The 13,863-nt window shown below is 41.8% G+C and carries 13 protein-coding genes; 3 read left to right on the forward strand and 10 right to left on the reverse strand.

Going from position 1 to position 13,863, the window contains the following annotated elements; all coding sequences use genetic code 11:
* Window positions 1–3: 3 nt before the first annotated feature.
* Window positions 4–750 (reverse strand): lysophospholipid acyltransferase family protein, encoded by a 747-nt coding sequence (locus HMPREF2917_RS05725; RefSeq protein ID WP_049472129.1) that lies wholly within the window; start codon window positions 748–750, stop codon window positions 4–6.
* A gap of 175 nt (window positions 751–925) precedes the next feature.
* On the opposite strand from HMPREF2917_RS05725, the gene HMPREF2917_RS05730 reads away from it, so the two are divergent.
* Window positions 926–3,265, forward strand: coding sequence for a cation-translocating P-type ATPase (locus HMPREF2917_RS05730; protein ID WP_070589476.1), 2,340 nt, complete (start codon window positions 926–928; stop codon window positions 3,263–3,265).
* A 32-nt stretch (window positions 3,266–3,297) separates the two neighbouring features.
* Here HMPREF2917_RS05730 and HMPREF2917_RS05735 read toward each other — a convergent pair whose 3' ends face one another.
* Window positions 3,298–3,828 (reverse strand): DUF4352 domain-containing protein, encoded by a 531-nt coding sequence (locus tag HMPREF2917_RS05735; protein WP_070589478.1) that lies wholly within the window; start codon window positions 3,826–3,828, stop codon window positions 3,298–3,300.
* 138 nt (window positions 3,829–3,966) lie between these two features.
* On the opposite strand from HMPREF2917_RS05735, the gene HMPREF2917_RS05740 reads away from it, so the two are divergent.
* Both HMPREF2917_RS05740 and HMPREF2917_RS05745 read left to right on the forward strand, forming a co-directional pair.
* Window positions 3,967–4,713: a tRNA1(Val) (adenine(37)-N6)-methyltransferase gene (locus HMPREF2917_RS05740; RefSeq protein ID WP_070589480.1), complete on the forward strand. Its 747-nt coding sequence runs from the start codon at window positions 3,967–3,969 to the stop codon at window positions 4,711–4,713.
* Entirely contained in the window at window positions 4,703–4,966 is a 264-nt protein-coding gene (locus HMPREF2917_RS05745) for a GIY-YIG nuclease family protein (protein ID WP_049472126.1), read from the forward strand. Before HMPREF2917_RS05740 ends, HMPREF2917_RS05745 begins: the two co-directional genes overlap by 11 nt.
* A 16-nt stretch (window positions 4,967–4,982) precedes the next feature.
* Here HMPREF2917_RS05745 and HMPREF2917_RS05750 read toward each other — a convergent pair whose 3' ends face one another.
* From HMPREF2917_RS05750 to HMPREF2917_RS05785, 8 genes are all read right to left on the reverse strand, one after another.
* Complete coding sequence (locus tag HMPREF2917_RS05750; RefSeq protein ID WP_070589482.1) at window positions 4,983–5,876, reverse strand: aldose 1-epimerase family protein; 894 nt, start codon at window positions 5,874–5,876, stop codon at window positions 4,983–4,985.
* Between the two features lie 350 nt (window positions 5,877–6,226).
* Window positions 6,227–7,798, reverse strand: coding sequence for a degradosome RNA helicase CshA (locus tag HMPREF2917_RS05755; protein ID WP_070589484.1), 1,572 nt, complete (start codon window positions 7,796–7,798; stop codon window positions 6,227–6,229).
* A gap of 806 nt (window positions 7,799–8,604) precedes the next feature.
* Window positions 8,605–9,513, reverse strand: a complete 909-nt coding sequence (locus HMPREF2917_RS05760) for a magnesium transporter CorA family protein (protein WP_013903291.1) — start codon at window positions 9,511–9,513, stop codon at window positions 8,605–8,607.
* A 41-nt stretch (window positions 9,514–9,554) separates the two neighbouring features.
* Window positions 9,555–9,935 carry a PH domain-containing protein gene (locus tag HMPREF2917_RS05765; protein WP_003015210.1) on the reverse strand — a complete coding sequence of 127 codons (381 nt, stop codon included), beginning with the start codon at window positions 9,933–9,935 and terminating at the stop codon, window positions 9,555–9,557.
* Window positions 9,936–10,013: 78 nt separating this feature from the next.
* On the reverse strand, window positions 10,014–11,561 hold the full coding sequence (locus tag HMPREF2917_RS05770; RefSeq protein ID WP_070589486.1) for a peptide chain release factor 3: 1,548 nt from the start codon (window positions 11,559–11,561) through the stop codon (window positions 10,014–10,016).
* A 184-nt stretch (window positions 11,562–11,745) separates the two neighbouring features.
* Window positions 11,746–12,426: a YwaF family protein gene (locus tag HMPREF2917_RS05775; RefSeq protein ID WP_070589488.1), complete on the reverse strand. Its 681-nt coding sequence runs from the start codon at window positions 12,424–12,426 to the stop codon at window positions 11,746–11,748.
* 13 nt (window positions 12,427–12,439) lie between these two features.
* Window positions 12,440–13,126 carry a YwaF family protein gene (locus HMPREF2917_RS05780; protein ID WP_070589490.1) on the reverse strand — a complete coding sequence of 229 codons (687 nt, stop codon included), beginning with the start codon at window positions 13,124–13,126 and terminating at the stop codon, window positions 12,440–12,442.
* Window positions 13,127–13,155: 29 nt separating this feature from the next.
* Complete coding sequence (locus tag HMPREF2917_RS05785; protein WP_021152856.1) at window positions 13,156–13,851, reverse strand: YwaF family protein; 696 nt, start codon at window positions 13,849–13,851, stop codon at window positions 13,156–13,158.
* Window positions 13,852–13,863: the final 12 nt, after the last annotated feature.

Raw genomic sequence — 13,863 nt, forward strand, 5'->3', positions numbered from 1 at the left:
TTTTTACTTATTTTTCCGATGTTTGTCTGGATCCCATACAAAGCTGGCTAGGTAACTAAAGAGCAAGGTCAAGATGCCAACGACTAAGACAAGGGGAATCAAAAGGATTTTTAACAAACGAATCAAGATAAAAGGTTTTGTTGGGGTGTTGATCGCTTGTGCTTCCGCATCCAAGCGGTCAAACTCCTCTTGGATACGGCGGGCAACTTCTGCCACTCCTTCGTCATTCATCTTTTTAATATCCGAGATATCAATGGGATGTCCAAAGTTCATATCAATGCGTTCACCCGTTGCCAACCCTTTCAAGTCTCTTGGACCAGTATAAGTCACTGGCATGATTCGGACCTTAGCCATTTTGGCAATGATGGCAACACCGCCTTTGACGTCTTGAGAATGACGGCTTCCACTTGGGAACATAATCAAGGAACGGTTGCTCTTTTTCAGCATATTGACAGGATACTTAATGGCTTCTGCTCCTGGATTTTCACGGTCGATCGGAAAAGCCCCACACATGCGAATCCACCAGCCAAAAATACGATTGGTGAAGAGTTCTTTTTTCGCCATAAAAATAAACTGCTTTGGCTTGGTCGCGAAGGCCATATAGACCGGATCCCACCAAGTCCGGTGAGGGGATACCAAGATGTAGTTCTCTTCTTGATCTGGAATATTGTCCTTATGATGGTAATGGGCATTCCCATTTAAAACCCAAAGAATAAAGGCAACAAGGCCACGTAAATAGGTATAAAACATAGTTGTTCCTCAAATCCATTTCATTCGTCTCTCTACAAGATATTCCATCCTGTAAAAGGTTCTTTCTTATTATACCGTATCCTGATTTTGACCGCAAACCTTTTTTAGATAAAAAATGTCTCAGCGGACCGATTCTAGATAGTCTTTTTCTCAAAAAAATGATATCATATTGTCTATGGAAACTATTGATTTAAAGGGCTTGTCCCTCAGTGAAGTCCGCAAGAAAATGGATCGCGGACAAACCAATGATTTTACAACGAATACAAGTACCAGTACCTGGCAAATTATCAAGCGCAACGTCTTCACCTTGTTTAATACCTTAAACTTTGTGATTGCCGTGGCCTTGGCTGCTGTACAGGCCTGGAGCAATATGATCTTTTTTGCAGTCATTTGCTTCAATGCCATTACAGGGATCATGACCGAGATGCGCGCCAAGCGGATGATTGATAAGCTCAACCTCATGAGTCGTGAGCTAGTGACTGTCATTCGAGACGGGGAAAAAGATGCGATTCCACCAGAAAAGCTTGTTCTGGGTGATTTAATGCTCTTATCTTCGGGTGAGCAGATCCCTAGTGATGCCGAAGTCATGTCTGGTATCGCTGAAGCCAATGAGGCTATGCTGACTGGTGAGAGTGATCTGGTCTTAAAAGAAGTTGGCGATGAACTGCTTTCTGGTAGTTATATTGCCAGTGGTCAAGTCTATGCCCGTGTCAAGCGAGTTGGAGCAAACAACTATGCCAACAAACTGATGATGGAAGCTAAAACCTTGAAGCCTATCAATTCGCGTATTCTTTATAACTTAGCGAAAATTTCAAGCTTCACTGGTAAAATTATCATTCCATTTGGCCTTGCCCTCTTCTTTGAAGCATTGTTGATCAAGATGCTGCCAATCAAGGATTCTGTCGTGAATTCTTCCACAGCTCTCCTGGGAATGTTGCCAAAAGGAATCGCTTTACTGACAGTTACGTCTCTTTTGACAGCGGTTATTAAGCTCGGTATGCGCAAGGTTCTTGTCCAAGAAATGTACTCAGTAGAAACCCTGGCGCGTGTGGATACCTTGTGCCTTGATAAGACCGGTACCATCACCCAAGGGAAGATGACAGTTGAAACTCTCCATAGCTTATCTGATCATTTTTCTGAACAGACGATCCAAGTCATCCTCTCTGCTTACATGCAATATAGCGAGGACACCAATCCTACTGCTCAAGCTATTCGCAAGGCTTATGGGGAGTTGGAGCATGCTTATACTGCGGAAAACATTATTCCTTTCTCAAGTGATCGGAAATGGGGAGCCATGCACCTATCCAACCTTGGAACCGTCTTTCTCGGTGCTCCTGAAATGCTCCTTCAAGAAAATCCAGCTCCTGTCGTCGAAGCACAAGCTCGTGGATCGCGCGTGCTCGTCTTGGCTCACAGTTCAGAACTAATCAGCATGCAGGAATTGAATCTACCTGAAAATCTTGAAGGGATTGCGGTTATTGAGATTACAGACCCCATTCGGGAAGGGGCTTCAGATACTCTTGAGTATTTGCGCTCTCAAGGAGTGGATCTCAAAATCATCTCCGGTGACAACCCTGTGACGGTCTCTTATATCGCTCAACAAGCTGGCTTCACAAATTATGAGAACTACATCGATTGTTCAAAAATTTCTGATGATCAATTAGTGGATCAAGCAGAAGAAACAGCTATCTTTGGGCGTGTGTCTCCTCACCAGAAAAAACTACTCATCCAAACCCTGAAAGCAGCTGGTCGGACGACTGCTATGACAGGAGATGGTGTCAATGATATCCTTGCTCTTCGCGAAGCAGACTGCTCCATCGTGATGGCTGAGGGAGATCCAGCAACCCGTCAAATTGCCAATATTGTTCTTTTGAACTCTGACTTTAATGACGTTCCAGAAATTCTTTTTGAAGGCCGTCGTGTGGTGAATAACATTGGACGAATCGCCCCAATCTTCTTTATCAAAACGATCTATTCCTTCCTCTTGGCTATCATCTGTATTGCCAGTGCTCTCTTCTTTAACGTCAACTATTTGCTGATTTTCCCTTTCATCCCTATTCAAATCACCCTGATCGACCAATTCGTCGAAGGATTCCCACCATTTGTGTTGACCTTTGAACGCAATATCAAACCGGTTGAAAAACACTTCTTGAGACGTTCCCTTCTGTTAGCCTTACCAAGCGCCTTGATGGTCGTCTTTAGTGTCTTGTTTATTCGCCTTTGGGGAGCAAGCCATGGTTGGTCTGCAGCCGATATGTCTACTGTATCCTACTACTTACTTGGATCCATCGGTTTCCTATCCGTTATCCGTGCTTGCCTGCCACTAAATATCTGGCGGGCCCTCCTCATCGTCTTCTCTGTAGTAGGATTCTATGCATCTGCGGTCGTGTTGAAAAACTTAATCGAGATTTCCCTCCTTACAGCCACTACTTTCCCAGTTTATCTGGCATTGATGGCTATCTTTACAGGAGTCTTTATCCTCACTACGATTCTCCAAAAATATGAATTTGATTAAAAAAAGTTGAGAGAAAAAACTCTCAACTTTTTTTACGGTGCATCAAAAGCAACAATCGCAGGTTTTTCATTAAATGCAGCAAATGGTTTTATTTCAAGTTCTAATTTGCCATCCCCTTTTACACCAAAATGTTGTACAGCACCTTCCATTGATCGACCCGGTGAAATTGACCCCATTGTATTTGTATTAGGATAAGTCTCCATTTTATTTCCACCAACAAATAGATCAATGTCAACCCCAACTGCTAGATCACTATCTGATAGATTTTTTACATTATAAGTTACTTTTAATACTTTATCGGGATTTGTTTCATCAAAATCATTCCGTTCATCAGTCCATTCAACATTTGTAATAGTATACTCAGCTTGTTTCTCAAAAACAATCTTATCACCAATAGCATAGGTTGATTTCTTTTCACTACTCTTCTCAGTAGATGCCTTTTTCTCTGTTTTAGCTTCTTTTGAAGTATCATCAGACTTACTACTAGTATTTCCACAGGCTACTAGTATACTTGCTGAAAGCAATGTTACCCCCAAGCCAAACCATTTTTTCGTTTTGTTCATTTACAAAACCTCCCACTTTTTTAATATATAGTAACATATTTAAATAAGAAAAGAAAGCGTTTTTACAAAAAAATATTATTTTAATATATTAAAAATTATCATCTTTCCCCAGGCCTCTTTTCATGCTATAATAGAGCCATGACAGATATCGAATTAAAAGACGGCGAGCGCGTCAATCAACTTTTTTCAAGTGATGTGAAAATCATACAAAATCGGGAAGTCTTTAGTTACTCCGTGGATAGCGTCCTGCTCTCGCGCTTTCCAAAATTGCCCAAGCGGGGCTTGATCGTAGATCTCTGCGCTGGAAATGGGGCCGTGGGACTTTTTGCGAGTACTCGTACAGAGGCCCAGATCATTGGTGTCGAAATACAGGAACGTCTAGCGGATATGGCAACCCGCTCCATTGATCTCAATGGCTTGAACCAGCAAATGTCCATGATCACCGATGACCTCAAGCATCTCCCTCGACATATCAAGGGGAGTAAGGTGGATATTATCCTTTGCAATCCCCCTTATTTCAAGGTTGATGAGCATTCCAATCTCAATGAGAGTGAACACTACCTCTTAGCCCGGCATGAAATTACCACTAATTTAGATGAGATTTGCCATGTGGCCCAGCGGGTTCTCAAATCAAATGGTCGCTTAGCGATGGTCCATCGTCCAGATCGCTTTTTAGATATCATCGAAACCATGAAGCGTTACAATCTTGCACCTAAGCGGATCCAGTTTGTCTATCCAAAAGTGACCAAAGAGGCGAATATGTTATTGATTGAGGCGATCAAGGATGGCTCACTGGATGGTTTAAAAATTCTTCCTCCTCTCTTTATTCACAATGAAGATGGCAGCTATACAGACGAGATTCATGAGATCTACTATGGAAACTAAGGCTTACATGTATGTTTTAGAGTGTGCGGATGGCTCTCTCTACACTGGCTATACCACTGATGTCGAAAAACGCCTGAAGACTCACAATGCTGGAAAAGGGGCCAAATACACACGGGCTCGCCTCCCCGTTAAACTTCTTTACAAAGAATCCTATCCAGATAAACCCTCTGCGATGTCTGCCGAAGCTCTCTTTAAAAAGAAATCGCGCCAGGCAAAACTAAACTATATCAAAAAAAACCGTCGGACTCCATAGTCCAACGGTTTTTCATTTACAAAATGGTGATACGGTATTGGTGACTCTGTGTCTCTTGAGGAGCCAACTGGATCACACCTTTTTTATCTTCGAAGAAATCCCCCTCTTCTGCAGATGTAGAAATACCTGTCCAAGGCTCTAAGGCAATGAAGGGGCCCTTGTTATTGGTAGACCAAAGGACGAGATTCTCAAAATCTGCAAAGGCAAATTCCAAACCTTTACCGGATTTTTTCGAGAGGAGCTGCACAGATTTAGAGGCTAACTGATCTAAAATAATGGCATCTTTTTCAAATAGTTCATGTCGCAAAGGTAGGCTACGCTTATGATCGAAAAATGGCGTCCGCTGCAGGCGATCGACCAATCCAGTTTCTGTGAACAAGAGAGGAACGCTACAGCTTTCTTTTTTTTCAAAAATCAACTCGTAGTCTTCATAGTCTTCATCTGCTAAAAGAGGACAATTGAAGGCTGGATGCCCTCCAATGAAATAAGGCATGACTTGATCAGACTCTAGATTTTGTATACGATAGGTGATAGTGATTTCTTTCCCTTGTAATTCATAAACGATTTCAACTCGAAAATGGTAGGGATAATTTTGCAGGCTCTCTTCGTTAGAGGTGATTTCAAAGACAAGACGATTGTCTGTTTGTTCTTTAAGTTCAAACTCTCTCTTCCTAATGAGACCGTGTCTTGGCAGCTGACCTGTCTTCACTCCATCTTTTAGATGATACTGTACTTGGCCATTACGAACGCTGCCGCAAATTGGAAACAAAATAGGCGCTTGTCCCGACCAATACTCTGGATCCCCTTGCCAGAGATATTCTACGCCTTCTTTATTACGAATGGAGCTCAATTCCCCTCCAAATGTCTTACATTGTACTTCTAAATCATCGTTTTTTAATGCAATCACCATGGACGCCACCTCTTTATGATTAATATAGTTATTATATTCATTATAACCTTTTAGCTAAGATTGTCAATTTTTATTTTTGGTGAAATTTTTTTAAAAAATAAGAAAAAATTCTTGACAAAGCTTAGAAATAATTGTAGACTTAATATGTTAACAGAAACATTCCGTTTTAGGAATCCATTCTTTCTGTTTTCTGACTTTTTTAGGATGCTCCTTATCATGATACATTTTTTCTAAAAGAGTCAGTTATCATTTAGGTCTCCTTATAAATATACAAGGGTTAACAGCTAGTTAACCCTTGTATATTTGATTTTCATTAAAAAGACGGCCTATTGCTAGACCGTCTTTAGAATTTATTTATCCCCTTTATTGCGGATGACAAAGCCATTTTTCTTTTCATTGGAAGTGCGATGAGGACGTTTATTACCTTTGCCCTCAAAGTCTCGGCTATTTTTATTCGACTTGCGTTTGAAATCACGGCGTCCACCTTCACGGTCATCTCTGCGATTGCGGTCACGACGTTGGTCTCCACGACGGCCATTTCCACGGCCACCTTTGCCTTTTCCACCAAAGCCACCACCGGATGGTTTGAATGGCAATGGTTTTTCACGCGCAATTTCAACTTCTGGAAGGCTGTCTGGATCTTGAACGGTCAAGCTCAAAATATACATAGCCAATTCTTCAGGAGTGAATTCTGCAGCCAATTTGCGAGCATCCTTACCAAACTTCTCAAAGTTGGTCCGGATTTTTTCATCTTCAAAGTCTCGCTCAATTTTCTTCAGCGCTACTTGTTTTTTCGCTTGGAAGGCTTCTTCTGCTGTTGCAGGTTTCATTCCCTTCATCCGCTTTTTGGTCAAGTTCTCAATGATTTGCAAATAGCCCATTTCATTTGGCGAAACAAAGGTAATGGATTGCCCTGTTTTCCCAGCACGACCTGTCCGTCCGATCCGGTGAACATAGCTTTCTGGATCTTGTGGGATATCGTAGTTGTAGACATGGGTAACACCTGAAATATCCAAGCCACGTGCCGCAACGTCTGTTGCTACCAAGACGTCCAAGTTTCCATTTTTAAAGTCACGAAGGACTCGAAGACGCTTGTTTTGATCCAAATCTCCGTGAATTCCTTCTGCACGGAAACCACGAATCTTCAAGCCACGAGTCAATTCATCGACCCGGCGTTTCGTCCGACCAAAGACAATGGCAAGTTCAGGTTGCTCGACATCCATCAATCGAGTCATGGTATCAAACTTTTCGCCTTCTTTGACACGAATATAGTATTGATCGACCAAATCAGTTGTCAATTCTTTGGCCGCAATCTTAACGTGTTCGGGTTCTTTCATAAACTGAACACCAATGCGTTTGATGGCTTCTGGCATCGTTGCTGAAAAGAGAAGAGTTTGACGTGTTTCTGGAACACGGCTAATGATAGCTTCGATATCTTCCAAAAAGCCCATGTTGAGCATTTCATCTGCTTCGTCCAAGATCAAGGTTTCAATATGATTAAGTTTCAAGGCCTTGCGCTTGATCAAATCTAGCAAGCGTCCAGGGGTTCCCACAACGATATGAGCACCTGACTTCAAGGCTTTGATTTGCTTTTCAATGCTTGATCCACCATAGACAGAGCGGACTTTAACACCCTTGCTGCGTCCAAAACGGAAGAGTTCTTCCTGACTTTGAACCGCCAACTCACGCGTTGGGGCAATAACAAGAGCTTGGATCACAGTATTATCGACATCAATCTTCTCCAAAGTTGGAAGACCAAAAGCAGCCGTTTTACCGGTCCCTGTTTGCGCTTGGCCGATGACATCTTTTCCTTCAAGGGCCAAAGGAATAGTTTGTTCTTGGATGGGGCTTGCTTCTACAAAGCCAGCTTTTTCGATTTCTGCTAATAATTCAGCAGATAAGTTAAATTCATTGAATTTCAATTCTTTCTTCTTTCTAAAAAGTGGTGCGAAGCCACTTTATCAAACTTCTTTCAATGCGAATACGCACTGATTGCATAGGAAGTCATCTTCCCGGTTACCTGTCGCAAGACTCATCTAAAGAAAAACTAGTCCGTCTGTTTAAGACTACATTTTCTTTAGAGAAAAATGTTTTGCGTCCTAACGGATGTTGTTGACTAGAATCGTTTTTTCAAACAAATAGGCAACATGATCCTATTTGCGGGAGTCTTCTTTCGAACAGAAGCCTTCCATCTGTTCAGTCTCCCCACCATTTCTCTCATACAAGTTTGCAACTTATCTAGTATAACATAATGAAGAGGCAAATGATAGTCAAAGGAGATTAATTTTATTTTTTAGGAAAAAATCCTGGATCGCTTGAAATCAGAAAAGTGACGCAAAGCCAGGCCAGGACTGCTTTTCTTCTTGCGACCATCTAATATACTTCATCATAGGAGCATAAAAAATTCGGGAAAACTTTTATTTTTTTGGTAGCTCTTATCTTGCGTTTTTACAAATAAATATGTATAATACAGTTAGTATCTAAAATATTTCTGTATAAAGAAATAGGATCATTTTATCTGATTCAACGATTTATTCTAAGTTCTGATTTATTTAGAACCACTCAGTACTATTAAATCTACTCCTACTATTTCCAAGAAGATTTGTACAGTCGATGAACTATTCACACTGCCCCTTCTTTGGAGAGGAGGGCAGGTGTCTAGATGGTTCCTATTTCTCAGATTATTCTAGATACGAAGAGGCTCGGATTTCTCCAAGCCTCTTTTTTTTTATCTTTTTTTCACAATCCACCGCATGACCTTTGCCAAAATGAGCCATAATATAAAGCTACATACGGATACATAGATCCAAGCATTGGGATCCTCTGTCATCGGAAGAGGGATATTCATTCCAAAGAAACCGGTGATAACGGCTAAGACCGCCAACAAGGCTTCAAAGATGGTTAGGGTTGTCAAGTTGTCATTCAAGTTGTTGTTTAGGATATTGTTGTATGATCCAGACAACTGCTGTAAGACATTGGAAATCAACTCGGTCATTGAAACCAACTGACGCGCTTCGATCATGGCATCATCAAACTGCTCTTTTTCAACATCATTCATCCTGCGATAAATGACATGTGCTTTGATATGTTCTAGCAACATCCGATTTTGCTTGGCTGCCGCGACCAGATACACCATACCGGTCTCAAGGTCAGACAGGGCATAAAGATTCTTGGTCGTCGTTGTCTTTCGAAGCAAACGATTGAGTTCATCTTTGTGCTTATCTAAGCGATCAATAATCGGATAATAAGCATTACTGATCATTTCAAGACCTGCAAAAAGCAACTTATAGATCGACAGCTCCTCATGGCTTTCCAAATAACGAACCATTTGTTCAATGATATAGGCATTGTCCTGGTTACTGATGGTCACGAGTCGCGTATCTTGAACGATAAAGGTCATGGGGATGGTTTCGTAGTATTCCTTGTCCTTTTCTAAATCCAATACATTGTAGATAAAGGTGATCGTTCCGTTTTCTCGATTATAATCCATATGGGCACGTTCGTTCTTATCCATCGCGTACTCAATGGTTTCTTTGTCAATATCGTATTTTTTATAAAGATATGAATTTTCAGCAATCAAATCCGAGTCGATATTGATCCATTTCCGATCTTGACCCAATTGTTTATCGATAAACATTCCGTCTCCTTTCTCAACTGTTCTCTATCAAAATGATTTTTTTATTTAAAGACTGCACTGGCTAATGCTTGCTGGATTTCGATGACGCTGTTGTCACTCTTGAATTGTAACACTTCTGAAGGCTCCACTGCAGAAGAGACCCAGATTTTTAATTCAGCATCCAAATCAAAATGACCGGAAGTTTCCACTGAAAAACGAGAGATCGAGCGATAAGGAAGGGATTTGTAGGATGTTTTCTTTCCTGTTACTCCTTGCTTATCCACCAAAATCAAACGAAACTCTGTAAAGACGATTAAATCACGAATCAGGCTAAAAGCGAGAGTAACTTGCTCTCCAGGCACCAAGATATCTTCTAGATCTCTTTCTACTTTGTCAACATTTTTTTGAGAGGCATTGCCCATCAAACCACTTAATAATCCCATCATTTCTCCTTTAAAAGCGAAAACGGATCTTATCCGTTTTCTTATTCTATTGTTATGGATCGGTTTTGAAAACGTTCCTTATCCCATCTTTTCTTCCAACTCAACGTCTGGATACTTGTCCGCAAACCAGCGGAGGGCAAAGTCATTTTCAAAGAGGAAGACTGGCTGATCAAAGCGGTCCTTGGCCAAGATGTTTCGGCTGGAAGACATGCGCTCATCTAAGTCTTCTGGTTTGATCCAGCGAACGGTCTTTTTACCCATTGGGCTCATGACCACTTCTGCATTGTATTCATTTTCCATCCGGTGTTTGAAGACTTCAAGCTGAAGTTGCCCGACGGCACCCAACATGTATTCACCTGTTTGGTAGTTGGTATAGAGCTGGATAGCTCCTTCTTGCACCAATTGCTCAATCCCTTTGTGGAAGGACTTTTGCTTCATGACATTCTTGGCAGATACCTTCATGAAGATTTCAGGTGTAAAGGTTGGCAGTGGTTCAAATTCAAACTTGTTTTTGCCCACTGTCAAAGTATCTCCAACCTGATAAGTCCCGGTATCGTAAACCCCGATGATGTCTCCTGCTACAGCATTGCTGACATTTTCACGGCTTTCGGCCATAAATTGAGTCACGTTAGATAACTTAGCGCCCTTACCAGTACGAGGCAGGTTGACGCTCATCCCACGCTCAAATTCGCCAGATACGATCCGCACAAAGGCGATCCGGTCGCGGTGACGAGGATCCATGTTGGCCTGAATCTTAAAGACAAATCCTGAGAAATCCTTATCATAAGGATCGACAAGTTCCCCATCTGTCTTCTTGTGGCCGTGTGGCTCTGGAGCAAACTTGAGGAAGGTTTCCAAGAAAGTCTGCACCCCAAAGTTAGTCAAAGCTGAACCAAAGAAGACAGGAGTTAATTCACCAGCTAAAATCGCTTCTTCTGAAAAGTCATTTCCAGCTTCTTGCAAGAGTTCGATATCATCTTTTACTTGCTCATAGAATGGGTTGTTAGCAAAGAGCTTGTCTCCATCTTCTAGACTCGCAAAGCGTTCATCCCCTTTGTAGAGTTCCAAACGTTGGTTATAAAGATCGTAAAGTCCCTCAAAGGCTTTTCCCATTCCGATCGGCCAGTTCATTGGGTAACTGGCGATTCCCAAGACTTCTTCCAATTCTTGTAAGAGATCCAGTGGCTCACGACCGTCACGGTCCAGCTTATTCATAAAGGTAAAGACGGGAATGCCACGGTGTTTCACAACCTCAAATAATTTCTTGGTTTGAGCCTCGATCCCTTTGGCAGAGTCTACGACCATAACCGCCGCATCCACCGCCATCAAGGTCCGGTAAGTATCTTCTGAGAAGTCCTCGTGCCCTGGGGTATCAAGGATATTAACGCGTTTTCCATCATAGTCAAACTGCATGACAGATGAGGTTACCGAAATCCCACGTTGTTTCTCAATGTCCATCCAGTCGGATTTAGCAAAGTTTCCTGTTTTCTTCCCTTTGACAGTACCGGCTTCCCGAATCTCTCCCCCAAAGTAGAGCAACTGCTCTGTAATCGTCGTTTTACCAGCATCCGGGTGGGAGATGATGGCAAAGGTACGGCGTTTTTTGATTTCTTCTTGTACGTTCATGTTCCTAATTCTTTCTCTTCTTATTTTTTGATAAATTTACAAATTCATCTCTACATCGGATTTCTCCTCAATTTCTCTATCTGTCCTATTATAGCGAAAATAGGCACTTTTTTCAACGATGATTCTTCTTTGAGAGCAAAAAGAAAGACTAAAATCCGTAGATTCTAGTCTAATTCAATCATTTTTATTTTCTCACTTTCACCCGCTCACTTCTGCGACTGAAGAACTGATTAAAGAGTAATAAAGCAAGGGCTAAAATACTGGATACAACCAGATAATTGAGCCACACCTTATCCCCTCTCATAATCGGAGGGCGGGCCATCAAGCCGTAATTTCCTCCCGTCAATTGATTGACTCCAACCAGGAATAAATCTAAGGCAAAGGTATAGAGAACAATCTGACTATTTTTTAAGAGGTTTCGATCATACCATCTCATGAGATAAATCAAGGAATTGATGAGGAGACAGTAATGTCCGAGGAGGAAAGAAAAACTTGTAATATGAGGGAAAGTATAGGGATCAAAGACTGGATAGCCCAAAGCAAAGATGGCTCCACTCACTCCCATCAAGGCAAAGAACTGTTTGCTTTTCCATCTGTCTGGCAAAAACAAGACCGCAAACATAGCCAAGCGACAGTGATAAAAAGGCAGGCTATTGGACCAAGGAATGTGGTAGGCAAAATACCAAAGATACAAGCAAATTAACTGGAAGCCTTGTAAGTATTGAAAGCATTTGCGAAATTGCTCATTCTGATAATAGCGAAGTGACATCATGATCGCTGTCACAATTAACAAGACCATCACACTATACCAAAGTGCTGAGATTGCTGGTGGTGCTGTTGATTCTGTAGTGAAAAAATGATGCATAAAGTCTCCTTATTTAAACAGATTCAGGTATTCTTCTTTTCTTACTGTACTGAACGATAGTATTGATGAGGATCAGTGTCCCCGTCATGAGTACTGTCACGATCAAATAGTTGAGAACAAGACCATGGTCACCTAGCACAGGAGGACGACGCATAAAGCCATAATTTCCACCTGTTGCGAGATTAGCGAGCTGAATAATGGCATTGACCCCAAAGGTCATCTGACAAATCTTCCAAACGGCCCCTTCTTCCACCTGGTAGGATTGAACCAGATAGATCAAGCAATTGGCCAAGAGGGCCCAATGACCAAAGACATTGTTAATCGAGGATACATGAGGAAAAGGATAGGGATAAAAGACGGGATGAACCAAGGCCATGATGGAGCCAAAGACTCCCACGAGGGCAAAATATTGCTTGAAGCTTCCCTTGGGGGCCAAAAGGATAATCCACATGGCCATCCGGCTATGATAGAAGGGCAGGCTCTCTGAAAAAGGCAAATGTGCTGCAATATACCACGAGTTTATAATGAGCAACTGAATCAATTGCCCCCAATACCAAAAGGTTTGATAACCTTTGGAAGAAGCAAATCGAACGGACAGAACTCCCACTACTACCAATGAAGTCGGCAATAAGAAATACCAAGCCCCCAATTGAGGAGGGGATGTTGGTTGACTAGTGAAAAATAAGTCCCAAAGTGCCATGATTTCTTTCCCTCATCTACTCTTTTTTTCTATTCCGAACGCGAAACGACAGTCTCTTCAACCATCTTGTATTTGTAGCGCTGGTTGACCAAGCAAATACCAGCCACCATCACGATGCTGACCAAGAGGTAGTTCAAAAGAGCACCGTGGTCTCCAATGATTGGTGGACGTCGTAAGAAGCCGTAATCTCCTCTGGTCAAAAGATTAACCAAAAAGATGACTGCATTCATACCAAAGGTGATCTTAACAATCCGTAAGGTGTCCTGTTTTTCCGACTGATAAAAATCCTGTAGGTAAATCAAACTATTGGCAAACAAGGCCCAGTGACTAAAAATCAGGTTGAGTACAGTAATATGGGGGAATGGGAAGGGGTCAAAGGCCGGATAAACCAAAGCCGCAATGGATCCTAGAACACCCAACAAGGCAAAATATTGCTTGATATAGGTCCCTCTAGGAGCAAAGAGGATCGCAAGCATAGCCAAGCGACAATGATAAAAGGGTAAATTATCTGTCAAAGGCATGTGGGCGAGAATATACCAAGCATTAATAGTCAAGACTTGGATCAACTGCGCCCAATACCAAAAGCGTTGGTAGCTTTTAGACTGTGCATATTTGATGGAAAAGTAGCCAACCACCAACAAAGAAGCTGGCAGAATGAAATACCAGAGCCCAAACTCAGGCGGGGCTGATTTTTGGTTCGTAATCAATAAATCCCAAAATGTCATTTTTCTATTCCT

This window comes from Streptococcus sp. HMSC061E03, from assembly GCF_001813505.1.
GTDB lineage: Bacteria > Bacillota > Bacilli > Lactobacillales > Streptococcaceae > Streptococcus.

Coding starts and splice junctions, on each gene's coding strand:
- HMPREF2917_RS05785 (WP_021152856.1), bottom strand. CDS start 13,851: ATGACATTTTGGGATTTATTGATTACGAACCAAAAATCAGCCCCGCCT.
- HMPREF2917_RS05760 (WP_013903291.1), bottom strand. CDS start 9,513: ATGTTTATCGATAAACAATTGGGTCAAGATCGGAAATGGATCAATATC.
- HMPREF2917_RS05745 (WP_049472126.1), top strand. CDS start 4,703: ATGGAAACTAAGGCTTACATGTATGTTTTAGAGTGTGCGGATGGCTCT.
- HMPREF2917_RS05730 (WP_070589476.1), top strand. CDS start 926: ATGGAAACTATTGATTTAAAGGGCTTGTCCCTCAGTGAAGTCCGCAAG.
- HMPREF2917_RS05765 (WP_003015210.1), bottom strand. CDS start 9,935: ATGGGATTATTAAGTGGTTTGATGGGCAATGCCTCTCAAAAAAATGTT.
- HMPREF2917_RS05740 (WP_070589480.1), top strand. CDS start 3,967: ATGACAGATATCGAATTAAAAGACGGCGAGCGCGTCAATCAACTTTTT.
- HMPREF2917_RS05735 (WP_070589478.1), bottom strand. CDS start 3,828: ATGAACAAAACGAAAAAATGGTTTGGCTTGGGGGTAACATTGCTTTCA.
- HMPREF2917_RS05780 (WP_070589490.1), bottom strand. CDS start 13,126: ATGGCACTTTGGGACTTATTTTTCACTAGTCAACCAACATCCCCTCCT.
- HMPREF2917_RS05775 (WP_070589488.1), bottom strand. CDS start 12,426: ATGCATCATTTTTTCACTACAGAATCAACAGCACCACCAGCAATCTCA.
- HMPREF2917_RS05750 (WP_070589482.1), bottom strand. CDS start 5,876: ATGGTGATTGCATTAAAAAACGATGATTTAGAAGTACAATGTAAGACA.
- HMPREF2917_RS05770 (WP_070589486.1), bottom strand. CDS start 11,561: ATGAACGTACAAGAAGAAATCAAAAAACGCCGTACCTTTGCCATCATC.
- HMPREF2917_RS05725 (WP_049472129.1), bottom strand. CDS start 750: ATGTTTTATACCTATTTACGTGGCCTTGTTGCCTTTATTCTTTGGGTT.